The 23,280-nt window shown below is 59.9% G+C and carries 23 protein-coding genes and 15 tRNA genes; 4 read left to right on the top strand and 34 right to left on the bottom strand.

The annotated features are described in order from the left end of the window. A partial coding sequence (locus tag M516_RS25990) for an RluA family pseudouridine synthase (protein ID WP_476577952.1) occupies positions 1–386 on the bottom strand: 386 nt, incomplete at its 3' end. Between the two features lie 149 nt (positions 387–535). Here M516_RS25990 and M516_RS0114545 point away from each other — a divergent pair. Further along, complete coding sequence (locus tag M516_RS0114545) at positions 536–2,236, top strand: pyruvate oxidase (protein WP_029099774.1); 1,701 nt, start codon at positions 536–538, stop codon at positions 2,234–2,236. Positions 2,237–2,367: 131 nt separating this feature from the next. On the opposite strand, the gene M516_RS23545 is transcribed toward M516_RS0114545, so the two are convergent. The 4 genes from M516_RS23545 to M516_RS0114525 form a co-directional block, all read right to left on the bottom strand. Continuing rightward, positions 2,368–3,702, bottom strand: a complete 1,335-nt coding sequence (locus M516_RS23545) for a polysaccharide deacetylase family protein (protein ID WP_051188233.1) — start codon at positions 3,700–3,702, stop codon at positions 2,368–2,370. A 125-nt stretch (positions 3,703–3,827) separates the two neighbouring features. Beyond that, a complete protein-coding gene (gene tpx, locus M516_RS0114535; RefSeq protein WP_029099773.1) occupies positions 3,828–4,349 on the bottom strand; it encodes a thiol peroxidase in 522 nt (173 codons plus the stop codon). Positions 4,350–4,437: 88 nt separating this feature from the next. After that, positions 4,438–4,971, bottom strand: coding sequence for a hypothetical protein (locus M516_RS0114530; RefSeq protein WP_029099772.1), 534 nt, complete (start codon positions 4,969–4,971; stop codon positions 4,438–4,440). A gap of 49 nt (positions 4,972–5,020) precedes the next feature. After that, the gene (locus M516_RS0114525; RefSeq protein WP_029099771.1) at positions 5,021–5,455 is read right to left on the bottom strand and encodes a gamma-glutamylcyclotransferase family protein; all 435 of its coding nucleotides are present in this window, start codon (positions 5,453–5,455) and stop codon (positions 5,021–5,023) included. A 175-nt stretch (positions 5,456–5,630) separates the two neighbouring features. On the opposite strand from M516_RS0114525, the gene M516_RS0114520 reads away from it, so the two are divergent. Together M516_RS0114520 and M516_RS0114515 are read left to right on the top strand one after the other, a co-directional pair. After that, a complete protein-coding gene (locus M516_RS0114520; protein ID WP_029099770.1) occupies positions 5,631–9,077 on the top strand; it encodes a pyruvate carboxylase in 3,447 nt (1,148 codons plus the stop codon). A gap of 61 nt (positions 9,078–9,138) precedes the next feature. Further along, complete coding sequence (locus M516_RS0114515; protein ID WP_029099769.1) at positions 9,139–9,846, top strand: hypothetical protein; 708 nt, start codon at positions 9,139–9,141, stop codon at positions 9,844–9,846. A gap of 115 nt (positions 9,847–9,961) precedes the next feature. On the opposite strand, the gene ytfJ is transcribed toward M516_RS0114515, so the two are convergent. From ytfJ to M516_RS0114445, 14 genes are all read right to left on the bottom strand, one after another. Further along, positions 9,962–10,420 carry a GerW family sporulation protein gene (gene ytfJ, locus M516_RS0114510; RefSeq protein ID WP_029099768.1) on the bottom strand — a complete coding sequence of 153 codons (459 nt, stop codon included), beginning with the start codon at positions 10,418–10,420 and terminating at the stop codon, positions 9,962–9,964. A gap of 171 nt (positions 10,421–10,591) precedes the next feature. Beyond that, positions 10,592–11,254, bottom strand: a complete 663-nt coding sequence (locus M516_RS0114505) for a DUF2953 domain-containing protein (protein WP_029099767.1) — start codon at positions 11,252–11,254, stop codon at positions 10,592–10,594. Between the two features lie 70 nt (positions 11,255–11,324). Next, positions 11,325–12,296, bottom strand: a complete 972-nt coding sequence (locus tag M516_RS0114500; protein WP_029099766.1) for an S-layer homology domain-containing protein — start codon at positions 12,294–12,296, stop codon at positions 11,325–11,327. 143 nt (positions 12,297–12,439) lie between these two features. Beyond that, positions 12,440–13,105 carry a L,D-transpeptidase family protein gene (locus tag M516_RS0114495; RefSeq protein WP_029099765.1) on the bottom strand — a complete coding sequence of 222 codons (666 nt, stop codon included), beginning with the start codon at positions 13,103–13,105 and terminating at the stop codon, positions 12,440–12,442. 27 nt (positions 13,106–13,132) lie between these two features. After that, positions 13,133–13,777 carry a spore cortex-lytic enzyme gene (sleB, locus tag M516_RS0114490; RefSeq protein WP_029099764.1) on the bottom strand — a complete coding sequence of 215 codons (645 nt, stop codon included), beginning with the start codon at positions 13,775–13,777 and terminating at the stop codon, positions 13,133–13,135. Between the two features lie 91 nt (positions 13,778–13,868). Next, the gene (gene spoVAE / locus M516_RS0114485) at positions 13,869–14,219 is read right to left on the bottom strand and encodes a stage V sporulation protein AE (RefSeq protein WP_029099763.1); all 351 of its coding nucleotides are present in this window, start codon (positions 14,217–14,219) and stop codon (positions 13,869–13,871) included. A 1-nt stretch (position 14,220) separates the two neighbouring features. Further along, positions 14,221–15,240, bottom strand: coding sequence for a stage V sporulation protein AD (gene spoVAD, locus M516_RS0114480; RefSeq protein WP_029099762.1), 1,020 nt, complete (start codon positions 15,238–15,240; stop codon positions 14,221–14,223). Positions 15,241–15,243: 3 nt separating this feature from the next. Then, positions 15,244–15,717, bottom strand: a complete 474-nt coding sequence (gene spoVAC / locus M516_RS0114475) for a stage V sporulation protein AC (protein WP_029099761.1) — start codon at positions 15,715–15,717, stop codon at positions 15,244–15,246. An 18-nt stretch (positions 15,718–15,735) separates the two neighbouring features. Continuing rightward, positions 15,736–16,596 carry a DUF421 domain-containing protein gene (locus M516_RS0114470; RefSeq protein WP_029099760.1) on the bottom strand — a complete coding sequence of 287 codons (861 nt, stop codon included), beginning with the start codon at positions 16,594–16,596 and terminating at the stop codon, positions 15,736–15,738. A 71-nt stretch (positions 16,597–16,667) separates the two neighbouring features. Continuing rightward, on the bottom strand, positions 16,668–16,874 hold the full coding sequence (locus tag M516_RS0114465; protein ID WP_029099759.1) for a DUF1657 domain-containing protein: 207 nt from the start codon (positions 16,872–16,874) through the stop codon (positions 16,668–16,670). Between the two features lie 149 nt (positions 16,875–17,023). Continuing rightward, on the bottom strand, positions 17,024–17,227 hold the full coding sequence (locus tag M516_RS0114460; RefSeq protein ID WP_029099758.1) for an alpha/beta-type small acid-soluble spore protein: 204 nt from the start codon (positions 17,225–17,227) through the stop codon (positions 17,024–17,026). 96 nt (positions 17,228–17,323) lie between these two features. Continuing rightward, positions 17,324–18,454: an MGDG synthase family glycosyltransferase gene (locus M516_RS0114455; protein ID WP_029099757.1), complete on the bottom strand. Its 1,131-nt coding sequence runs from the start codon at positions 18,452–18,454 to the stop codon at positions 17,324–17,326. Next, entirely contained in the window at positions 18,451–19,038 is a 588-nt protein-coding gene (locus tag M516_RS0114450) for a YkoP family protein (protein ID WP_029099756.1), read from the bottom strand. The genes M516_RS0114455 and M516_RS0114450 overlap by 4 nt, the downstream gene beginning before the upstream one ends. Positions 19,039–19,141: 103 nt before the next feature. After that, positions 19,142–19,792 (bottom strand): TerC family protein, encoded by a 651-nt coding sequence (locus M516_RS0114445; RefSeq protein ID WP_029099755.1) that lies wholly within the window; start codon positions 19,790–19,792, stop codon positions 19,142–19,144. Between the two features lie 215 nt (positions 19,793–20,007). Between M516_RS0114445 and M516_RS0114440 the strand changes: the two genes are divergently transcribed. After that, positions 20,008–21,162, top strand: a complete 1,155-nt coding sequence (locus tag M516_RS0114440; RefSeq protein ID WP_029099754.1) for a sensor histidine kinase — start codon at positions 20,008–20,010, stop codon at positions 21,160–21,162. A 281-nt stretch (positions 21,163–21,443) separates the two neighbouring features. On the opposite strand, the gene M516_RS0114435 is transcribed toward M516_RS0114440, so the two are convergent. The 15 genes from M516_RS0114435 to M516_RS0114365 form a co-directional block, all read right to left on the bottom strand. Then, positions 21,444–21,517, bottom strand: a tRNA-Gly gene (locus tag M516_RS0114435). Positions 21,518–21,528: 11 nt separating this feature from the next. Beyond that, positions 21,529–21,616 (bottom strand) — tRNA-Leu (locus tag M516_RS0114430). Positions 21,617–21,687: 71 nt separating this feature from the next. Continuing rightward, positions 21,688–21,764: transfer RNA gene (locus M516_RS0114425), tRNA-Pro, on the bottom strand. 87 nt (positions 21,765–21,851) lie between these two features. Further along, a tRNA-Arg gene (locus M516_RS0114420) sits at positions 21,852–21,928 on the bottom strand. A 21-nt stretch (positions 21,929–21,949) separates the two neighbouring features. After that, positions 21,950–22,025, bottom strand: a tRNA-Gly gene (locus M516_RS0114415). Between the two features lie 65 nt (positions 22,026–22,090). Next, positions 22,091–22,177, bottom strand: a tRNA-Leu gene (locus M516_RS0114410). A 68-nt stretch (positions 22,178–22,245) separates the two neighbouring features. Beyond that, a tRNA-Lys gene (locus M516_RS0114405) sits at positions 22,246–22,321 on the bottom strand. Between the two features lie 19 nt (positions 22,322–22,340). Next, a tRNA-Tyr gene (locus M516_RS0114400) sits at positions 22,341–22,425 on the bottom strand. A gap of 13 nt (positions 22,426–22,438) precedes the next feature. Beyond that, positions 22,439–22,514 (bottom strand) — tRNA-Thr (locus M516_RS0114395). A gap of 81 nt (positions 22,515–22,595) precedes the next feature. Further along, a tRNA-Asp gene (locus M516_RS0114390) sits at positions 22,596–22,672 on the bottom strand. Between the two features lie 5 nt (positions 22,673–22,677). After that, positions 22,678–22,754 (bottom strand) — tRNA-Met (locus M516_RS0114385). Between the two features lie 24 nt (positions 22,755–22,778). Further along, positions 22,779–22,854, bottom strand: a tRNA-Val gene (locus M516_RS0114380). Positions 22,855–22,943: 89 nt separating this feature from the next. Then, positions 22,944–23,020 (bottom strand) — tRNA-Glu (locus M516_RS0114375). An 8-nt stretch (positions 23,021–23,028) separates the two neighbouring features. Further along, positions 23,029–23,104, bottom strand: a tRNA-Thr gene (locus tag M516_RS0114370). Positions 23,105–23,111: 7 nt separating this feature from the next. Next, positions 23,112–23,187: transfer RNA gene (locus M516_RS0114365), tRNA-Asn, on the bottom strand. Positions 23,188–23,280 lie beyond the last annotated feature (93 nt).

Below are 23,280 nucleotides of genomic sequence, written 5' to 3'. Positions count from 1 at the left end.
ACCTGGCCCCGCCCCCCCCCCCCCCGCCAATAGGCGACCACGCCGTTGGCCAGGGTGCCGCCCGTGTGCCCGCCGGTGGGATGAACGACGAGTCCCGCCGGCTTGGCGATGACCAGGATGTCCTCGTCTTCGTGACGGATCGCCAGCTCCATCGGCTCCGGCAGCACCGTCTCTTCCTCTTCGCCAGGCACCAGGATGGCCACTTCATCCCCCAGCCGCAGCCGCTCCGTGACGAAAACAGGCGTCCCGTTGCGGGTGACGGCTCCCTGGTACTTGGCCCGGACCAGCAGCCGGCGGGACACCCCGAACCGTTTTTGCAGCGCGTCGCGAATGGTCATATCCGCTTCCCGCTCCGTAGCCGTAAACCGAATCAGCTCTTCCAGCATGTCGTCTCTCCTTTGTCGGAAACCCTTCCTGGTCAGTATAGCACAAACGGACGGACAGGACGGTTCAGCCGCCGTCCTGCGGCCCGCACCGTTTTTCTCGCGGGAGAATTGCACACACTAACGTGAACCTATGTGAAAGGAGCGTTCGGATGTTGGGAAAAACAGCGGGAGAAGTGCTGATCGAACTCCTGATCGAGTGGGGAGTGGACCATATTTACGGAATGCCGGGAGACTCCATCAACTCGATCATGGAACCTCTGCGCAAGGCCAAAGACAAGATCCGGTTCATTCAGGTGCGGCACGAAGAGGCGGGGGCGCTGGCGGCGGCGGCTTACGCCAAGCTGACCGGAAAACTGGGCGTTTGCATGGCGATTGCAGGCCCGGGGGCCATCCATTTGTTAAACGGCTTGTACGACGCCAAGCTGGACAGGGCGCCCGTCCTGGCCATCACCGGTCAGGTGGAGAGCGATCTGCTCGGCACCGACTACTTTCAGGAAGTGAACCTGGAACGCATGTTTGACGACGTGGCCGTCTACAACCAGCGCATCATGTCGGCCGAGCAGCTGCCGGCTGTGGTCAATCAGGCGATCCGGTCCGCCTACGCGAAAAAAGGCGTGGCGGTCCTCACCATACCGGACGACATCCCCCGGTTTGAGGTGAAGCGGGAAGCCAGGCGGACCAGTTCGCTGTTCGCCAGGCCGCAGATTCTGCCGCAGGCGGCCGATCTGCTGCAGGCGGTCCGGATTCTCGAGCAGGCGCGAAAGCCGGTGATCCTGGCCGGCCGCGGCGCCAGGGAGGCGAGCCAGCCCCTGATCGAGTTCGCGGAAAAAATCGCCGCGCCCATCGTGCTGACGCTGCCCGGCAAAGGGACAATCCCGGACGAGCATCCGCTCTGCCTGGGCGGTTTGGGGCTGATCGGCACCAAGCCGGCCTACGATGCCATGCGGGAAGCCGACACCCTGGTCATGGTGGGCACGTCCTTCCCGTTCACCGGATTTTTGCCGGAGGGGGCGCGGACGATTCACATCGATACGGACCCCGCCCAGATCGGCAAGCGTTATCCGGTCGATGCCGGTTTGGCCGGAGATGCCCGCCAAACCTTGAACTGGCTGGCCAGGGAGCTGCCTGTCAGGAGCGACCGGAGCTTCCTTGCGCGCTGTCAGCGTGAGATGAAACAGTGGTGGAAAAAGATGGACAGGGAAGAAGCACAGTCCGACGTTCCGATCAAACCGCAGCGCGTCATCCGCGCGCTGCAGCAGGTTGTCCAGGACGACGCCGTCCTGTCGGTGGACGTGGGCAACGTCACCGTCTGGATGGCCCGCCACTTCCGCATGAGCCGGCAGCAGATGGTCATCTCCAGTTGGCTGGCCACGCTCGGCTGCGGACTGCCCGGCGCCATCGCGGGAAAAATCGCCTATCCCGGCAAACAGGTGATCGCCGTGTGCGGTGACGGCGGTTTCGCCATGCTGATGAGCGATTTCGTCACGGCCGTCAAATACCAACTGCCCATCGTGGTCGTCGTCCTCAACAACCACAAGATCGCCATGATCAAGTTTGAACAGGAAGTTATGGGAAATGTGGAATTCGCGACAGACCTGCACAACCCCAACTTCGCCCGGTTTGCCGACATCTGCGGCGGCGTCGGCTTCCGCGTGGAAAAGCCGGAGGAGCTGCTCCCCGCCCTGCAGCAGGCCGTGTCAGAGAAAAAGCCGTGCATCGTCGATGTGCTGGTCGACGCCCGGGAAGCCCCGATGCCGGCAAAAGTCACTTTTGCCCAGGCAGCCGGCTACGCCAAACACCTCTTGAAAGAGCTGTTTGAGGAAGGCAGGCCGGAAGTGCCCGTACCCTGACGGGAGTGCGAACCATCCCCTCCGCGCGGACAAAAACAGGACATCTGTGGGAACAGCGGGAGAAGCTGAAATTTATACATCCCTGGCTGGCGGACGCCTATCGGGAATTGGCCGCGAAAGGGTGCTAATGTTCACGGTTTCGCGGCCGTGCGGTACCGTTCGGCGTCGATCACCTGCCTGCTGTCGAACATGTGGGCAAGCCGCTCTCCCTGTTGTTCCAGCGCAATCCCGTCGATGTGGCGCCGGTCCATCATCACCGCCTCGCCCGTGTATTTCAGATACGGGGCCGGCCCCACGCCGCACAGGACGGCAAAGCCCGATCGGACGAGAAAGGCGTACTTGTCGCTGTTCGTCTCCACGCGGCTGCCGTACGGGTAGACGTAAACCGGCGTGGGACCGGTCAGCGGCTCCACTTCCCGTTTCCAGCGCAGCGTGTCCTCCACCAGACTGTTGTAGCTGATCCGCTGCGCGTCGCGGTGCCCGTATCCGTGGGAGGCAAACGACCAGCCGGTTTCCTTCAGCCGCGCGATCACCTTGAGCGCCTCCCGCTTTTCGCTCTCGTAATGCGGCGAGGCTGCGTCCTGGGTGCGGTAGCCGAGCACACCCTCGTAGCCCGTCAGCGCGATCATCCCTTTTGCTCCGCGAAACGAAAAATCGGGATGCGCGCGGACAAACGCGTCCAGAATCGGGACAATCTCGTTGTCATAAGCGATCGACTCGTTTCCCTCCGGGGTGCGCGAATAGGCGGCCACGTTGCCGTCGCCATCCAGCACCAGTTTGTACACGTTGCCGTTTTTCCGCATGTAGTCGTAGTAGTTCATGTCGTCGATCGAGATGATCAGCGGCTTTTTGTTCTTCGGCAGCCTCAACTCTTTTTTCACCAGGTGGCGCCGTCCGTTCTCCACGCGTTCCTCGTACAGGTCGCGGATGTCGATCAGGATGTACTGCTTTCGGTACAGCGACTCCACGATCCGCTCAAACTCTGGCACGGTGACAAACCAGTCGCGGTAGCCTTTGTCCATCGCATCCCCGTCGAAGGCCAACGTCGGATAGGCGATCAGCGGATGAAAAAAGATGTGTTCGACCGGCCCGCGGTAGACGGCCAGTTCATGCGTGTCCGCCGCGGCCGAACCAGGCCGATCCGATGCCGGTCCGGTCTCACCGGGCTGTCGGGATTCCGCGCCCGGCTGGTCGGTGGTCGGCGATCCCGCATGCGGCTGATCCGCATGCGGCCCACCCTCGTCCGGCTTCCTCGCCCCCGTTTCCGTTGGATAGGCATCGGGCTGTTTTGCGTCCGGCTGTCTTTCCTGGCTGTCCCCCGCCTGCGGCGTCTGGCCGCCCGGGCTGACGTTCGCTGCGGGCAGGGGGCTGTCGTCCCGGCCCTGCAGGTTTGGGCCGGCACATCCCGGAAGCAGCAGGGCCGGTACGAGGGCGCAGGCAAGCAGTGTTTGTCTTCCCTTTGACATGTGGGATTCCTCTCCATTCATCCAAATCATACCTGCTATGTAGACGAATGGTGGAAGTTTTTGTTTCCTTTTGGAAAAAGAAAAAACCCCCCTCGTCCGACGAAGGGGGCACCTCGAAACATCCGTTATTTCGCTGCTTTGGCCGCCGCGATTGCCGCCTCGTAGTTCGGGTGTTCACCCACGGCCGGCACGTATTCGGCGTATACCACCTTGTCGTTGGAATCGACGACGAAGACGGCGCGGGAGAGCAGACGCAGCTCCTTGATCACGACGCCGTACGCGAGACCAAACGACAGGTCGCGGTGGTCGGACAGGGTTTGCACCTTGTCGATGCCGGCGGCGCCGCACCAGCGGGCTTGGGCGAACGGCAGGTCGACGGAGATGGTCAGGACGGTCACGCCGTCCAGTTTGGCCGCTTCCTCGTTAAAACGGCGGGTTTGCGCATCGCACACGCCCGTGTCCAGGGACGGCACGACGGAGATGATGCGCACGGTGCCTTTGGAGTCGTCCAGGGTAACCGGCGTCAGGTTGTTGGCCAGCACGGTAAAGTTGGGAGCGGTGTCGCCCACTTTGATTTCCGGGCCCAGCAGGGTGACCGGGTTGCCTTTGAACGTGACCACGCCTTGGCGTTCTACAGTTGCAGTCATGAAATTTTCCTCCTCACCAGAGAATCATATGTACCTCTTTCATGATACCCTATTTTTCTACCTTTTTCACTATGCCAACAGTAGAATTTTACACCTGGAAGCGGACGTGTTCCTCCGTGCGCTGTTCCACTTTGTCAATGCGTTTCACTTCGTGTTCGTACTCCCAGTTGCTCCTGCGGTTCAGCTCGTGGCAGCGCATCAGCGCGTGATAGAGGGCAAAGTCGAAGCTCACCCGTTTCAGTTCGTACTGCGTGCTCATCGACTGGGGAAGGATCGTGTTGACGATCTCGATCCGGTAGGCGGCCTTTTCCCGCGAGCGGCGGGTCGGCGCGATGTAGCCCATCTGTTTCAGCACAAACCCGTAGTCAAACTCTCCGTTGTCGTCAAAGTCGACCGTCTCGTCCGAGGTGGCCAATAGCTGCAAACACTCGCTTGCGTCCATCCGCTCAAAGCTGGCGGGCTTGGGCAGGGCGAGAACGGAACCGTCGCCGTTGACGAAGTAGATGTGGTCGCGGTAGTGAAACATCAGTTCGTCCTCCGGCATGTCGTCGGCAAACATCCAGTTCGCCGCCGGAATCAACAGCCGCCAGATGTCGGCGGGCGCGGCATGCAGCAATTCCATGGCAGGGCTCCCTCCTTTTCCCTACCATTTTGGGCAAAAAGGCCCGCCCCTATTCTCCCCGGCGGCGCATGAAGGCCCGCCAATCGCCGTCGTCCAGGAAAATGCCTGTCCGTTTCGCATACGCTTCGTCCACGTAGCGATACACGTAGACGTACCGTTCTTCTCCCGTTACCGCCAGCCGCGCCGTCACGATTTCGCGTTCGTATTCGTTGCGCGGATCGCCCGGTCCGACATACGTCTCCAGTTCGTCCAGTCCGCGCAGCGCTTCGTCGTACACCTCCGGCGAAAAAAGGAGCACGTCTCCCTTGACCGTCCCCTCCCCTTCTCTCAGCAGCCCGGGATAGCCGGTGGGCAAATGGTAGAGCCGCCCTTTCACTTCCGCCGGCAGGGCGTGATGGGGATACGGCTTGACGTACAGCTCCCAATTGCGGAAACCCTCCAGGAGCGAGCCGTAGACGAAAACGGGCAAACGGTTTGGATTCATCTGGTTTCCCCTCCCATTTTGGAATATGTTCCAGTGAAACATCGTCTACCATTCGGGAAACTTCCACTCTCTGATAATGGTAAAAAAAACTGATGTTTCCGCACCCGCAATTTTGTATATTTACACTATATATAATTTTCACTCACGATTGCGAGAGAAGAAGGGGGAGAGCACCATGCACAAGCGCAAGATCAACCGGCTGCTGGTCGCCAACCGCGGGGAAATCGCCATCCGCATCTTCCGCGCCGCCACCGAGTTGGGGATTCGCACCATCGCCATCTACTCGGAGCAGGACAACGTCTCCATTCACCGCTTCAAGGCGGACGAGTCCTATCTGGTAGGCGCGGGCAAAGGGCCGATCGAAGCCTATCTGGACATCGACAGCATCATTGAAATCGCCAAGCGCAACGACGTCGACGCCATCCACCCGGGCTACGGTTTTCTCGCCGAAAACGCCGAATTTGCCCGCCGCTGCGAGCAGGAAGGGATCATTTTCATCGGTCCGTCGCCCGACCTGATCGAGGCGTTCGGCGACAAGGTGGAAGCGCGCCGGATGGCGATCGACGCGGGCATTCCGGTGATTCCGGGGACGCCGGAACCGATCGAGACGCTGCAGGACGCGATGCTGTTTGCCAAAGAGCACGGCTACCCGATCATCATCAAGGGGGTGTCAGGCGGCGGCGGTCGGGGCATGCGCATCGTGCGCAGCCAGGACGAGCTGCAGGAAGCGCTGGATCGGGCCCGTTCCGAAGCCCGGTCGTCGTTTGGCAACGCCAAGGTCTACCTGGAGCGCTATCTGGAACAGCCGAAACACATCGAGGTGCAGATCCTCGGCGATTCGCACGGCAACATCGTCCACCTGTATGAACGGGACTGCTCGGTGCAGCGCCGCCACCAGAAAGTGGTGGAAGTGGCCCCCAGCCTGGCGCTGGACGACGAGCTGCGCGAGGCCATCTGCCAGTCCGCGCTGAAGCTGATGAAACAGGCGGGCTACAGCAACGCCGGCACCGTCGAGTTCCTGCTGACGCCGGATCGTCGGTTTTACTTTATCGAAGTGAATCCCCGCATTCAAGTGGAGCACACGATTACCGAACTGATCACCGGCATTGACATCGTGCAGGCGCAGATTCGCATCGCCGAAGGGCACGCGCTGTCCGATCCGGAAATCGGCATCCCGTCCCAGGAGGCGGTGCAGATGAGCGGCTACGCCATCCAGTGCCGCGTCACCACGGAAGACCCGGAAAACAACTTCCTGCCCGATGCGGGACGGCTGCTGGCCTGGCGCTCCGGCGGCGGCTTCGGCGTGCGGCTGGACGGCGGCAACGGCTACCCCGGCGCGATCATTACGCCCTACTACGACTCGCTGCTGGTGAAAATCTCCACCTACGCGACCACCTTTGACCAGGCCGCCCGCAAAATGCTGCGCACGCTGCGCGAATTCCGCATCCGCGGGGTAAAAACCAACCTGCCGTTTTTGGAGAACGTCGTCACCCATCCCGATTTCCTGAGCGGCCAATACGACACCTCGTTCATCGACACCAAACCGGAGCTGTTCATTTTCCCGGGCCGCCAAGACCGCGGCACCAAGCTGCTCTCCTACATCGGCAACACGATCGTCAACGGCTACCCGGGCCTGCCGAAGCAGGAGAAAAAACCGCACTTTGACACGCCGCGCATTCCCCGGACCTCGTTTGCCCAGCCGTACCCGGACGGCACCAAACAGATTCTGGACCGCGAAGGCGTGGACGGGCTGATTCGCTGGATCCGCGAACAGAATCGGGTGCTGATTACCGACACCACCTTCCGCGACGCCCACCAGTCGCTGTTTGCCACCCGCGTCCGCACCTACGATCTGGCGGCGGTGGCGGAAGCGACCGGCAAGCTGGGCGCCGGCCTGTTCTCGCTGGAAATGTGGGGCGGCGCCACGTTTGACACGGCGATGCGCTTTTTGCGGGAATCCCCCTGGGAGCGGCTGCAGATCCTGCGCCAGCGCATCCCCAACATCCTGTTCCAGATGCTGCTGCGCGGAGCCAACGCCGTCGGCTACACCAACTACCCGGACAACGTCATCCAGGCGTTCGTCAAGGCCTCGGCGGAAAACGGCATCGACGTCTTCCGCATCTTTGACAGCCTGAACTGGCTGCCGGGCATGCAGACGGCCATCGACGCGGTGCGCCAGAGCGGCAAAGTGGCGGAAGCGGCCATCTGCTACACTGGCGACATCCTGGACCCAAGCAAGACCAAGTACACCCTGCGCTATTACGTCGACCTGGCCAAGCAGTTGGAAAAGGCGGGGGCGCACATCCTGGCGATCAAGGACATGGCCGGCCTGCTGAAGCCGTACGCCGCCTACGAACTGGTCCGCGCACTGAAACAGGAGATCGGCATCCCGATCCACCTGCACACGCACGACACGTCCGGCAACGGCGTGGCGATGCTGCTGAAGGCGATCGAAGCGGGCGTAGACATCGTCGACGCCTGCGTCAGCTCCATGTCGGGGCTCACTTCCCAGCCCAGCCTCAACGCGCTGATCGCCACCCTCGCCCACACGGAGCGGGACACGGGCCTCTCCCTCGACTCGTTCAACAAGCTGTCCGACTACTGGGAGGACGTCCGTCCGCTGTACCAGGGCTTCGAGAGCGGCATGAAGGCGAGCAATACGGAAGTGTATGTGCACGAAATGCCGGGCGGCCAGTACACCAATCTGGAGCAGCAGGCCAAGGCGGTCGGCCTCGAGGGACGGTGGGACGAGGTCAAACAGATGTACGCCACGGTGAACCGGATGTTCGGCGACATCGTCAAGGTCACCCCCTCCTCCAAAGTGGTGGGCGACATGGCGCTGTTCATGGTGCAAAACGGCCTGACTGAAGAAAACATCTGGGAAAAGGGGCAGCGGCTCGACTTTCCCGACTCCGTCGTCCAGTTCTTCCAGGGCTACCTCGGACAGCCGCCGGGCGGATTCCCGAAAAAGCTGCAGGAACTGGTGCTGAAAGGGCGGGACGCCTTCACGGCCCGGCCGGGCGAACTGCTCCCCCCTGTCGACTTTGCCAAGGTGGCGGCCGAACTGGAGGAAAAAATCGGCCGGGAGCCGAGCGAGCTGGACGTGCTGGCGTACATCATGTATCCGCAGGTCTTCCTGCAGTACGACCAGAGCGTCAAAGAGTACGGCGACCTGTCCGTCCTGGACACCGCCACCTTCTTCTACGGGCTGCGTCCGGGCGAAGAGACGGCGATCACGATCGAGCGCGGCAAGACCTTGATCATCAAGCTGGTGGCGGTCGGCGATCTGCATCCGGACGGGCGGCGCATTATCTACTTTGAGCTGAACGGACAGCCGCGGGAAATCTTCATCCGCGATCAGTCCGCCCAGGTGACGGAACAAACCCGCCGCAAGGCCGACCCGCAAAACCCCGCCCACCTCGGCGCCTCCATGCCGGGCAAGGTGCTGAAGGTGCTGGTGGCGGAAGGGGACAAGGTGCGCAAGGGCGAACATTTGCTGGTGAGCGAAGCGATGAAGATGGAGACGACCATTCAGGCGCCGCTTGACGGCAAGGTAAAAGCAGTCTACGTCAAGGCGGGCGACGCCATTGAGACGGGTGATCTGCTCGTGGAAATGGAATAATGCGGCAGATCGTTCTATAATAGAAAGAGAAACAATCCGACGGTGAAGGGAGGAGATCGTCATGAGACCGGCTTCGATCAGCCTGGTGCCGTACCGGTACAGGGTGGAGAGCTACCGCGCCCACATGGCCCAGTCCAAGCTGAGCGCCCCCGTCGAGCCCATTCGCGGCTACAGTCTGCACCCGTTTTACGCCAAACAGCGGCAGTGGACGGCGGAGGTGGCCGATGTCTTGTCCCGCCTCTACCGGTACACGACGGAACTGGAACGGGCGGCGCGGCAGTTTGCGCCATCCCGCCGGGGGAGTCTCGGGAACGCGGCGGCGGACGGCGCCGCCCCCGACGTGGAAGTGCTGCTCCGCCGGACGCGTCAACTGGCGGAACGGTACAATCGGCTGCAGCGATTCTTGCAGGAGCGTCCCGACTCGTTCGCTCCCGGTCTGGACGATACCTTCTCCCGCATTACCCGGGCCGCACAGAGCGTGCTGCCCGCGTACGGCATCCGGCTGCAGCAGGACGGCAGCCTGGATGTGGACGATGACACCTTCCGCCAGGGTGTCGCCCAGGATTTCTCCGGCTTTGAACAAGCGATGCAGGACCTGTCGCAGTCGTTCCGGCAGGTGGCGGATCGCCTGCAGGCCGCGCCCCCGGGGGTCTTTTCCCGCCGCGGCGCGCCGTCAAAGGGGGTCAATCCGTACGAATCGTCCCTGCTGCCGAACCTGTTTTTCCGGCACGCGGCCAGCACCGGCCTGTTCCTTAATCAATTGTGGTGATCAAATAATGGCAGGTCGGAATCGCGGCATGAATCCGACTCCCGCCTGCAACAAACAACAGGTATGCCTTCCAATCGCGGCATACCTGTTGTTTGTTTGCATGTGGTGGTTCCGCCTAGCTGCGCTCGATCAGTTCTTCCAGATCGTGTTCGTCCGCGCTGGTGACAAACGTGGTGGACGTCACGGACGCCTGCTCTTTTTTGCCCACCATGCTCTGCAGTTTGTCCACAACCTGCGGAATGGAGTCCAAAATCCGATCGTACAGATGGGTCGTATTTTCCAGCGGAATCGAGCGAATCCCCTGCTTGCCCACGACCAGAAACGCTACCGGCGTGATCGACACCCCGCCGCCGCTTCCCCCGCCGAACGGATGGCCGATGACTCCGGCGTGATCCTTTTCGTACTGGAATTCGCTGCCTCCCGCCGCGAAACCAAACCCAACCTTGGAGATCGGCAGAATCACGCTGCCGTCCGGCGTCTCCACCGGATCGCCGATGATGGTATTCACATCGACCATTTGTTTTATGTTTTCCATTGCTGTTCTCATCAAACCCTGAATGGGATGGTCTGCCATGCCGTTTCCTCCTTGTCGAGATGAAATCCCCGTCTGAGCGAGTCTTTTCCGCATTTGCTAGCATGCCCAAAAGAAGAACGGGGCATGTACCGGGGGCTGATTTCATCCGCTTGGGGGGAACAGGCTCCGTCCGCTTCCGGACGTCCATTATATGCAGCTTCATATGCAGCTTCACGCCTCGGACGGCGCCGTTTTCCACTCCCGTCGGCGCCCTATTTGCCATCGGAGCAAAAGGCGCACGCCGGCCAGCATCGCGTGTCCCAGCCAAACATGCAGGATGCAGCGAAACTGCGTCCGGATCACTTCCTGGTTCCAGACCGGCTGCACGCTGAGGCGAGGCATGCTGCGCAGCGAGACAGCGCCGGAAAAGACGCTCACCAGCATGCTTTTGACACCCCAGACGAGCCCCAGCAGCGTGCCTGTTTCCGCCGCTCCTCCCGTTCCCAACACGGTGTGCCACTCCAGGCGGGAACAGCGGATCTTCCGGAAAAAGGCCCGGGCCACCGGCAGCAGATCGTGCACCCGTTTCAGCAGGTCCTGGTACTTTTTCATCCACTGCTTCACCTGCTTGAAGTTGACGTCCTGAATCGAATCGTCCATCTCCGACCGCTTGTGCACCTTTTCCACCTTTACTTTCAATTCCGGGCCCTGCCGCGTCGGCTTTTGCAGCAGGACCGGCAGTTCGTACTTTCGCCTGAACAGACGAAACCAGGCGGAGAACTCCACCACGAGATGGTCGTTTTCCCCGACCCGACCGTACTCGATCGCGATCCGTACCGGCGTCACGGCCGCCAACGCCACCAGGGCAAGGATGCCCACTACCAGCCAGCCCATCAAAAAAATCCCACCCTTTCCCCGTTAGTATGAATGGAAAGAGTGGGAATTATGTTCCATGTATTGTATGTCAATCCAGAATGTAGACGCGCACGTCCTTTTGCAGTCCGTGGTTGGCCGCTTCCCGCAGGGTCGGCAGGAACAAATCCACGTGACGCTGTTTGACCGCCCCTCCGATGTCGGCCGCCACCGCGTAGCCGTACCCGTCAATGTACAGGTGGCTGCCCAGCGGAATGACGTTGGGGTCGACCGCCACGACTCCCTTGCGCAGCGGGTAGCCCAGATAGGAGAACACATCGTCGGTCGGGTAGCTGTACGCCGTCGTCTGCACCGTCAGCATCCTGACGTACGGCGTACCGATCTTGGCCAGCCTCTGCTGCGCCGCGTTCGCCTTGTCCGGCAGCAGGTGGAGGGCCGCATACGTGGCCGCTTCCGCTCGGGTCATCGGCTTGTTCGGCTGCAGGGTGCCGTCTGGATAGGCACCGACCAGACCGTTCTGCAGCGCGTACACAAACGGCCGCTGGAACATTTCCTCCACCGCTTCCCCGTCCGGATAGCGCTGAAGCGTCTTGACGGAAGCGGTCCAGCCGAGCTGGTTCACCTTTCCGCTGTCTCCGGTCGCCCGCGTCAGGATGGAGACCAGTTCTTCCCGCTGCACGGGTTTGTCGGGATGCAGGTACACCCGTCCGCCTTCCTTCCGGCCGTGGATGATCCCCAGCCGGTATGCGGTTTCGGCGTAGGGGGCCAGCCAACTGTCACGCGGCACGTCTGCAAACGGCGAGGCATCGTCCGCCACTGGCTCAATCCCTTTTGCTTTGAGAAACATTGCGATCAATTCGCCGCGGGTGACCGGCTCGTCCGGACGGAAGCGGTCCGCCCGTTCAACGCCCCCCGCTATGTACAGGTTTTCGATTTCGTTTTCAGCCCAATGTCCGCCAACGTCAACAAACGGTGTGGTTGCAGGTGTTGTCTCCGCCTCTGCCGCTGGCGCGCCCATCCCGAAGATGGCTGCCAGAGAGGCCAGGATCAGCATCTTTCTCATCATCAACCTCCTGAAACAAACATGCTGGTTTTCTCTCGTTTCATTCTATCGAAATATTGTCAGAAAACAACCTACAATGTTTGCCAGCGATTTCCCGCTTTCCCACCAAAGAGGAAACCCCTTTCCTGCGAACAGGAAAGGGGTTACTCGACAATGCCCAAATAGACCAAATCCTCAAATCGGATCTGCCCTGTCACGGGAAGACCTTCTCCTTTCTGGAACCGAAAGACGGCCCGTTCCGTCGGCTGGTCAAAACGGCCGTGAACCTTGCCCTCGTAGTAACCGGCGGCCTTTAGGCGATTTTGCACCAGTTTGACCAGCGCTCCGCGGCTCCCCGGAACCAGAATGCGATAGGTCAGCCGCTCGTGCCCCATGATCGGTCCGTCGATGATGACCGGCGTCCGGATGCGGACAGGCGGATAGAGCTTTTCGATGTCCCGGTTTCGCATCCGAAAGCAGCCGTGGCTGACAAAACGTCCGATATGCTCCGGCCTGTTGGTGCCGTGTATGCCGTACGTGCCCCACTCCACATCAATGCCCAGCCATCTGGACCCAAATCCTCCGCCCCAGTTCTTCGATTTCTGAACGACGGAATAGACCCCGATCGGCGAAGGCGTATCGACGGCGCCGGGAGCGATCGGGAAAGACGCCAGCACTTCTCCCGTTGGCGTGCGAAGGTAAAGCCGCTTCTTCCACAGATTCACGTACAGATGGACAGACGCCTTCTCTTCCGGCTGCTTGGCCGAAACCGGCGAGACGGGGGCGTACAATGCAAACAACAGGGTGAGAACCGTGAGAATTGGTCGCATGACAACTCCATCGCTCCGTTGGGGGTATTATCGTGCGAAAATGTGTTGACCGATCTGTTTGATCTGCGGGCGGGACCAGATCCAGCGGGACGTCGCCGTAGCCGGGTTGAAGTAGTACAGGGCACCGCCCGACGGGTCCCAGCCGCGAACCGCGTCGTACGCTGCGCGATACGCCGTTTGATCCGGAGCGAGCCAGAACTGGCCGTCGTCAACCGCGGTAAAGGCGTACGGTTCAAAGATGATGCCCTTTACCGTATGAGGGAATTGGGGCGACTGCAAACGGTTCATTACGACAGCGGCCACAGCCACCTGCCCGACATACGGTTCACCGCGCGCTTCCGCGTGCACCAGTCGGGCCAGCAGTACCATTTCCTCGCGGTTGACCGATACTTGTTTCAACATCCGCCAGGTTTGCCGGCCGGCGATCCCGTCGACGGCCAACCCGTAGTTGCGCTGAAACTGCATGACGGCTTGTCGGGTGTGCGGTCCGAATATTCCATCCAGCGGCTGCTGGTAGTACCCGAGCACCTGCAGCCGGTACTGCAGGTCCCAAACGTCTCCGCCCTGGCTCCCCTGTTTCAGCAAGGGGGCCGCCGAAGCAGGCGCAGCCGTCAAAAGCAGCGCGACAAGCAGTGTCAACAGCAGGGTGGTTCCCGTTTTTCGCTTGAACACTGATCATCCCTCCTCAAGCCACCATTCTAGCTTTTGGATGAATGCGGTTCAATTCAAGGTTTCTGGCACCTCTGGAAAACAGTACTGTCCGCTACCCTTTGGGACGGAAGACCAATGCCGCGAAAAAGCCGAACACGATCGCGGCGGAGATGCCGGCGCTGGTCACCTCGAAAATGCCGGTGATGACGCCCACCAATCCATGTCTTTCCGCCTCGGCCATCGCCCCGTGCACCAGCGCGTTGCCAAAACTGGTAATGGGGACGGTGGCCCCGGCACCGGCAAACCTGATCAGCGGATCGTACAGGCCGACGCCGTCCAGCACGGCGCCGGCCACCACCAGAGAGGACATGGTGTGGGCTGGCGTCAGCTTCACGACATCGAGCAAAAATTGGCCGATGAGACAAATGGTCCCTCCCACCAAGAACGCCCAGAGAAACGTCATCTTATCCCTCCTCGTTCGGCTCCGCCTCGATGGCCACGGCGTGGGCGATGCACGGAATGCTCTCCCCCTGCTGGTAGGAAATGGGAGAAAGCAGCGCCCCCGTCGCCACCACCAGCATCCGTTTCCACGCGCCCGCCCTCATCCGGTTGAGCAGATGGCCGTACGTGACGGTGGCGACACACCCGCATCCGCTGCCGCCCGACCAGACGGTGGGATTGTCCCCGTAGATCATCCGGCCGCAGTCCTGGTAGCGATCCAGCGGAATGTGGAGGTTGTGCTTGGGCAGCAGTTCCGACAGAATCGAATGGCCCACTTTCCCCAGGTCTCCGGTCACCACCAGGTCGTAATGATCGTGGGGCAGCCCCAGGTCGCGAAAATGGGCTTCCAGCGTGGCCAGGGCGGCCGGCGCCATGGCGGCTCCCATGTTGAACGGATCGGACAAGCCCATGTCCACCACCCGCCCAATCGTGGCGGCGACGACCTGCGGGCCTTTTCCCTGGCGGGCGACGACCGCCGCTCCCGCCCCCGTGACCGTCCATTGGGCCGTGGGGGGTTTCTGCGAACCGTACTCGGTCGGGTAGCGGTACTGCTTTTCCGCCGATCCGTTGTGGCTGGCGGTTGCCGCCAGAACGTAATCGGCCGACTGGCTGTCCACCAGCAGGGCACCCAGCGCCAGACTTTCCATCGCGGTGGAGCAGGCGCCGAACAGTCCCAGGTAGGGAATCCCCAGCGTCCGGGCGGAAAAGCTGGCGGTGATGAGCTGGTTCGTCAGATCGCCGGCCAGCAGGAAATGGATGTCGTCCTTTCGCAGCGTGGCTTTTTCCACCGCCTTGTCGCAGGCTTCCTCCAGCAGGACCTTCTCGGCCTTTTCCCAACTGTCCTGGCCCATCATCAAATCGCCGTGCAGCGTGTCAAAATCGTCGGCCAGCGGCCCCTTGGCTTCAAACGGGCCGCCGATCGCCGCCGAACCGACGATCACCGGCCTGGAAGGAAAGACCCACGACTGATGACCCTGTCTCATGCGCTACCCTCCCATTCTGATCAGCGTTTTAATCAACCCGATGACAAACGCGGACGTCACGCCGAACACGATGACCGATCCGGCCAGTCTGAACATGTTGCCGCCCACTCCGAGCACAAACCCTTCGCTGCGATGTTCGATCGCCGCCGACGCGATGGAGTTGGCAAAGCCGGTGACCGGCACGCTGGTTCCGGCCCCCGCCCACTGGGCGATGCGATCGTACACCCCGAGCCCCGTCAACAGGGCGGAGAGAAAAATCAGCACGGCCACGGTGGGGTTGCCTGCCGTCTTTTCGGTAAAGTGAAAGTAATGGATGAAACCTTCTTGAATCGCCTGCCCCAGCAGACAGATCAGGCCGCCGACGAGAAACGCCCGGACGAAGTTTTTCAGCAAGGGGCGCGGCGGCTCGTGCCGTTTGGCCAACTGCTGATACTGCTGCTGGGTGGGCGTCAGCTTTTTCTTTTTCTGGTCCGCCATTCCAGTTCCCTCCTTTCCTTATTGGGTCAACAGCGGCTTCATCCGGTCGATCACGCGCTGCAGATGCTCCGCGTCCTTTTCGTAAACCTGCTTGGTCCGCTTGTTTTTCGTCGACAAGGCGAACATCTCCAGATCCGCCTGGCACTTCTTCAAGAGCGCGTAGGTCAGCTTCAATTCTTGAGGAGGGGCCACCTTGATCTTGTCGTCGTACAAATCCAGGTACAGCTGGCCGGCCCGGTCCACCTGGCCGAGAAACACGTTCTCCAGGGCCACGCCCGCTTTTTGCAGTTCCTGGCGCACCCAGTTGCGGTTCAGCCCCAGATTGGCCAGCGATTCGTCCATGATGTTGCCGTCCATGATCACCGCCTGCGGTTCTTCCGCCTGTGCGACGGGCAGGTCCAGATCCTGCGGGGTGACCGGTCGATGCTGCGATTTCAGCAGCACGCTTACCTCGCCGCTCGTCTCCATCAGCGCAAATTCCACGTCCGCCACGCGGAACACGTTTTTCATACGCAGTTGCTCCATCAGGTCTTCCGTCGTCAGCCGCTCTTTTTTCAGGTTGTCTTCCAAAATCTTGCCGTCCTTGATCAGGATGGTGGCCTGTCCTTCCACCACGTTGCGGATCGCCTTGCTTTTCAGCGAAAGCCACTCCATTAATACCGGAAAGAGGGCAAAGATCGTCATGGCGATGAGGCTGTGAAACATCGGACCGTCCATGTCGGTCGCCATGAATGCCGCGATGGACCCGATCGAAATACCCACGATGTACTCGATGTATGTAAGCTGTCTGATCTGCCGCTTGCCGATCAGCTTCGTCAAAATGAACAGGTACACCAGTGCCACTACGGAGCGGATGACGATGTTGATCCACTCAGGCATTGTGCTCACCTCCCGGCTTGGCGTGGAGAGGAGAGAGCGAGTCCCTCTCCCCGTCCTGCGAATGAACCAGTTTAAAATCCTTTGTATTGAGGCTCTTCGTTCTCCAGTTCCGTTACCCGCTGCTCCAGATTGGTGACGATCGACTGCGTTTGCTGGGCCGCCTGGGTGTACAATTGCTTTGCCTGTTGATTTTGCGTGCTGAGCGCGAACTGCTCCAGGTTGGCCTGCGCCCCTTTCAGGCTGGCCAGCGTTTGTTTGACTTGCGATGCGACGGTCATTTGTTTTCACCTCCTAGCACCTATAGATTCAACAAAGGGAAGCAAAATATTCTTCCCCGAACGATCCAGTTTTTTCTATTTTTTTACAGACAACAAATCAAAAAGGAAAGACACCCGGTCAGGTGCCTTTCCACATCCAACCTATTTGGTTATGCACGGCCAGCGAGCTGTTGTTCAGCGAAGGACACCAGACGCTTGGTGATTTCTCCTCCGACGGAACCGTTTTGACGGGAAGTGGTGTCTGCGCCCAGCTGTACACCAAACTCGGCAGCGATTTCATACTTCAGTTGGTCCAGAGCTTGGTTGGCTTGCGGCACCAGCAGGTTGTTGCTGGATCGGTTGTTGTTCGGCATTTGTATTCACCTCCTCGTTGTTTGTAGCTTTAATATGTGTGATGGCCGATTGCTTCATTCATTGTCACAGCGGGATTTCACTGGCAATTTATAGCGTTATAGCGTGAGCAGATAGTCCGCGATGCGCCGGGCCGCATCGGGTTGGCGAAGTGCATCCATGCGGCGGACCATCTCCTCCCGCTCTTCCGGTCGGCGCCGCCAGCGAACGATCATGGCGGCGATCTCCTCGGGCTTTTCCGCCCACACGGCGGCCTGCTGCCCGAGCAAAAACGACAGGTTGTGGCGCTCCTGCCCCGGCAGCGGCCGATACAGGATCAGCGGCGTCCGGAGCGCCAGCGCTTCCGCACAACTGATGCCGCCCGGCTTGGTGACATAGGCGTCGGCAGCGCCGATCCACTCCCAGATGGACGGCTCGTACCCTTTTACCACGAGGCGGTGAAGCGGATGGGGCCGTTCGGCGACCAGCGACAGCCGCTGCCTGATCGGCTCGTTTTTTCCCACGATCACCACGATGTGCAGCGGTTCCGTCACGTCCAACAAGGACCGGACCACTTCCTCCATGCCGCCGTGGCCGCCCTCTCCCCCGCTCACCAGCACGGTAAACCGGTCGGGCGACAATCCCGTCCGCTCTTTCCAGGACGCTTTCTCTTCCCGCGCCGCCGCGGCAAACGCCGGACGCACCGGAATGCCGTACACGCGAATCTTTTCCCGTGCCACGCCGTGACGCCGCTCCAGAAGCTCCGCCAGCCGCTCGTGCGCCACGACGTAGGCGTCAATCTCGGGATGCACCCAAAACCGGTTGACATGGAAGTCGGTCGGAATGCTGACCAACCGGAACCGCTTGCCGGCTTTTTGCTTGGCGTGCGCCAGGGCGGACAAGCAGTAGGCGTGAGTGGCGGCGACCACGTCCGGCTGTTCCCGCTCCAGCAGTTCGCGGAGCAGACGGCGCGCCAGAAAGGCCCCCATCGGCTTGGCCAGGGCGGTTCCCCACATCTGTTCGCGGTCGTACAGACGCTGCCAGAGCATCGGACTATAGCGCAGCATTTGCCCATAAAAAAAACGGGACAGCTCCCGCAGTGCCGGGCTGGCCGACTGCAATCCGCCCTCCACGCGGGCGTACACGCCGGGACAGCGTTCCACCGCCGCCTCGCGCAGCGCTTCCGCCGCCATCCGGTGTCCGCTGCCGGCCCACTCCTCGGTGACAACCAACAGGCGCTTCCCGTTCACTGCCGATCACCTGCCGGTTCCGGCTGCCGGGGCAGATAACGGCGAAGCAGCTCCTCTTTGGACATGTACACCCGCTTCAGCGGCATCTCGCGGTCCCATCGCTCGATGCGCCGCTTTCCGTCAGGATGGATCAGGCGCACCATCAGTCTGAGATACCAGCGCTTGTAGCGAAAAAACCAGGTCATCGGCACGTCGGAGATGGAAAACCCGAGCGGTTTCACTCCCTTGTGAAGCATCGTGGTGCCGACGACGCCCTTGATGCGGTCCCGCTCCTCATGCCCGTCCAGATACGCCGCCAACTGCGGCAGGGAGCGCATGATGTGGTGACGGAGCAGCAAAGTCACCCGCAGGTCGTCCTTTACGCCCTTGCATAGAGTGGCAAAATAATAATTGTGGATATGCAGTTTCAAGATCAGATCCCCGTGGCAAATGACGCGTTGATCGCTTGTGACGAGCGGCTCTCCCCGGTAGCGCAAAAGAACGATGCGAAAAATGTTGTTGCCTTTGTCAATGTATCTGAGCCGGGTGCATCGTTGGTAGATCGTGTCCCAAACGCCCCACAACATCAAGATGCCCGTATTCATCTGCGATCGGATCCTTTCTCCGTCTGGGTTTCTTCTTAGGTAGTATGCCCCGAACCCTCTCGCGAAAACACCGGGAAATCCGCCTTGCCCGCCCGCCGGCTCCTCACGTTTTCCCGAAGCGGCCCAGCGCCATCACCGCCGCCGCCACCAAAATCGGCAGCCAGGCGTGATTCAGGAGAAGCGGATTGAGTACTTTCCAGACGTACGGATCCTCCAGACACATGTCCGCCGCCGTGTAGGCCAGAACGCCTCCGCCGGCGATCACCAAGCCGTGGAAGCGGTTCATCAGCCGCGAAATCCAGGCGCTCCCCCACATCAAGAGGGGAATGCTCATGCCCAGCCCCAGGATCACCAGCACGATATCCCCATGCGCGGCTCCGCCCACCGCCAGCACATTGTCCAAGCTCATGACAAAATCGGCCAACAGGATCGTCTTGACAGCCTGGCCGACATTGCCGCCGTACTTGACCTCGATCGTCTCCTCCTGGCCGCCGAGGATCAGCTTGCAGGCAATCCACAGGAGCAGAAGCCCCCCCACCGCCTTGACCAGCGGAATGTCCAGCATCCAGGTGGTCATGCCGGTCAACGCGACGCGCAGCACGATGGCCCCGAGCGTTCCGTAGAGGACGGCCCGCCGGCGTTCCCGCTCCGGCAGTCTCCGGCAGGCCATGCCGATGACGACGGCGTTATCGCTGCTGAGCACGACGTCTATCAGAAAAATGTGCACGAATCCCAGCCAAAATTGCCCGTCCATCTCCGCCTCCCCTGCCCGTCTGAAGTTTGTCCTTCTTACTCTATGCGCCCGTTTGCGGACTGATGAGCGCTTTTCTTTCCGAAAAAAGGCGAGAAAACACGGTTTTTGTAGAAAAATACTTCCATAAAAAAACATTTTAATGCGAAAATTAGGATAAACATACCTTGTTTTTCTGGGCGTCCTTCCGTACGATTAAAGTTGGGGTGGGAAAAGCTATGGCGGAAACTGTGTCTCTAAACCTTCACGATGTTTCACAGAAAATTCTTGATATGGCGCCTACGATCACGACGCTGTGGCTGCAGGAAATCGTGATCAGCATGGAAACCCCGTTGACGATTCCCCGCAATTTTGCCGAGAAGCGGACGGTGCTCTTGGCTCGCTATCTGGTGGAAGATGTCGACGGTGACATGCAGGCCTGGTCGCTGGACATGGGCGAATGGCTGCGCTCCCAGGAGTTCCCGTTTTCATCCATCTTGCGTACCTATCAGTTGTACCGGAACGTATTCTGGCGGGTCCTCCGTCCGGAGCTGCAGCAGTGGTCGTTGGCGCCGGAAGAGATGCTGTACCTGGAAACACAGTTGGGAAAAGCCATGGATGAGAGCGTCTTCTGGGCCGTGTACCACTTCGAGCAAATGATCAATCAGGAGCTCGTCCAAAAGGAAGAAACCATCTCCTATTTGCACAACGACAAATTGACCATGCTGGGCAAAATCGCCGCCAACATGGCTCATGAACTGCGCAACCCTTTGTGTGCGATCGAGGGCTTCTTGAAGCTGATCGCCGAATCGACCCAAGGGCAGGACAAGCTGCAGTCCTACATCCAGGTGGTCATGCACGAATTTGAAAACCTGCACCGGCAGATTACCGGCTTCCTCAGCTTTTCGAAAAAGCCGATTCTGGACGAGGTTTACAAGACGGTCGAAATCGGACAAGTCCTCTACGACGTGGAGCTGCTGATTACGCCGCGGCTGGTCGGGGAAAACATTCGCTTTGAAAAGCACATTGAGCCATGCACCCTGCACTGCTACGAAGAAGGACTCAAGCAGGTGCTGGTCAATCTGCTCAACAACGCCATCGATGCCGTCCAAACCCGCACGAACAAGTCGATCCGCGTCATCTCGCACTGCGAGGGCGGATGGCTGCGGTTGATTGTGGAAAACAACGGGGAAATGATCCCGGCGGAGATCGTGGAAAATCTGTTTCAGCCGTTTTTTACCACCAAGCAGAACGGCACGGGGATCGGTCTGTCCATCTGCAAAAACATCATTGAAAAGCACAACGGCACCATCTCCTGCGAATCCACGGAGGAGTCCACCCGCTTTATCGTGAGGCTGCCGTTTTCTGGAGACCGTCTTCCTGCGTTCGGCTGAACGGCCATCACCGAAAAAAAAACCTCCTGCTCGGTGCAGGAGGCGAGGCAAGAGATCCGTTACCTATCGGGTAAGCGATCTTAGCCTTACTCTACACGAAAACATATGTTTCTACCACCCTCAACCTTCTGACACTTTTCGACAATTTCAGCCAGACGGCATGCAGGAGCGGCTCACCCTCTGCTCGAGGGAGGGCCGCTCCTGCTGTTGGCAGCCGAGCGCTCTCGAACACATACAAAAGCAGACGGACACGTGCAGTCCGTCTGCTTCTTTATCGCGTATGGAGCGGGTGATGGGAATCGAACCCACGCGACCAGCTTGGAAGGCTGGGGTTCTACCATTGAACTACACCCGCACGGCATGTGTTGGTGCCGAGGACCGGACTTGAACCGGTACGGGAGAAACTCCCGACAGATTTTAAGTCTGTTGCGTCTGCCTATTCCGCCACCCCGGCGCTGTTTTGGGCCTCCCCGAAAAACGTCCGCATACTCCTTGGGAGCATCCGTCCCTTTTTTGGAAAAAACATGGTCGGGAAGACAGGATTCGAACCTGCGACCCCTTGGTCCCAAGCCAAGTACTCTACCAAGCTGAGCTACTTCCCGTTGGATGCGGAGATGCGGGAGGGTGGAGGAGAGACAAAACGGCGCGGCCGGTTCGCTTCCCCCAGCAACCCCTTCACCTCTGAACGATGGCGTGCCCTGAGAGATTCGAACTCCCGACCTTTTGATTCGTAGTCAAACGCTCTATCCGGCTGAGCTAAGGGCACATGTTTGGGTAGAAATAAAAATGGAGCGGACGACGGGTCTCGAACCCGCGACCTTCGCCTTGGCAAGGCGACGCTCTACCAATTGAGCTACGTCCGCATTCACAACACCCCGACAAAAGCCGGTTGGGCTTGAAAAGCTTTCGCCATCTGGGGCAACGTATATGGTGCGGTCGAGAGGACTTGAACCTCCACGGTGTTGCCACCACTAGAACCTGAATCTAGCGCGTCTGCCAATTCCGCCACGACCGCACGGTATGATGTTTTCGCGATTCGCTATGTAGCTGTCTTCCCGCAGCCACTGTGTGTGGGAAAAAAACTGGTGAGCCATGAAGGACTCGAACCTTCGACCCTCTGATTAAAAGTCAGATGCTCTACCAACTGAGCTAATGGCTCATATCGTGGTAAGGAGAAGTGGTGGGGAGAGACGGATTCGAACCGCCGAACCCAGAGGGAGCAGATTTACAGTCTGCCGCGTTTAGCCACTTCGCTATCTCCCCATGGTCGTTCTCCTGGTGCCGGCGATAGGAATCGAACCCACAACCCCCTGATTACAAGTCAGGTGCTCTACCAATTGAGCTACACCGGCGTACCTGGCTTATTATAGCACACCCATTGTCGATGTCAACTGCATGCCATCGCAAGTAGGTTGCGCACATCTTCGAAAAGATGGCGGAGCTGACGGGACTCGAACCCGCGACCTCCGGTGTGACAGACCGGCGTGAACTCCAGCTTCACCACAGCTCCATATTTGGTTGCGGGAGCAGGATTTGAACCTGCGACCTTCGGGTTATGAGCCCGACGAGCTACCGGACTGCTCCATCCCGCGACGATGATAATCATTCTGCAGTAATGGTGGAGGCTGACGGGATCGAACCGCCGACCCTCTGCTTGTAAGGCAGATGCTCTCCCAGCTGAGCTAAGCCTCCACGCCGCCCCGCAAAGGGAACCAGTGCTTCCAAACAAGCTCCGATTCCTTTGCGGAGCCCGGATCCCATGATCCAGGGACATTTTGCTATGGTGACCCGTAGGGGATTCGAACCCCTGTATGACAGCGTGAAAGGCTGCTGTGTTAAACCACTTCACCAACGGGCCAAGTGTTATGGTGCTCCCGACAGGAATCGAACCTGCGACCTCTTCCTTACCATGGAAGCGCTCTACCGACTGAGCTACAGGAGCAGATGAATGGCTCCTCGGGAGGGACTCGAACCCCCGACCGATCGGTTAACAGCCGATTGCTCTACCGACTGAGCTACCGAGGAACATTGAAGACTTCGCGCCTTCAAAACCGGATACGCATGGTTGGCAAAGGATATGGAGTGGATAAGTCCTCGACCGATTAGTATTCGTCAGCT

The sequence above is a fragment of the Brevibacillus thermoruber 423 genome (assembly GCF_000454065.1).
In the GTDB taxonomy this organism is placed as follows: Bacteria; Bacillota; Bacilli; order Brevibacillales; family Brevibacillaceae; genus Brevibacillus; species Brevibacillus thermoruber.
Note: the sequence above shows the minus strand (reverse complement) of the source record. Positions and strands in the feature narration are given on the sequence as shown.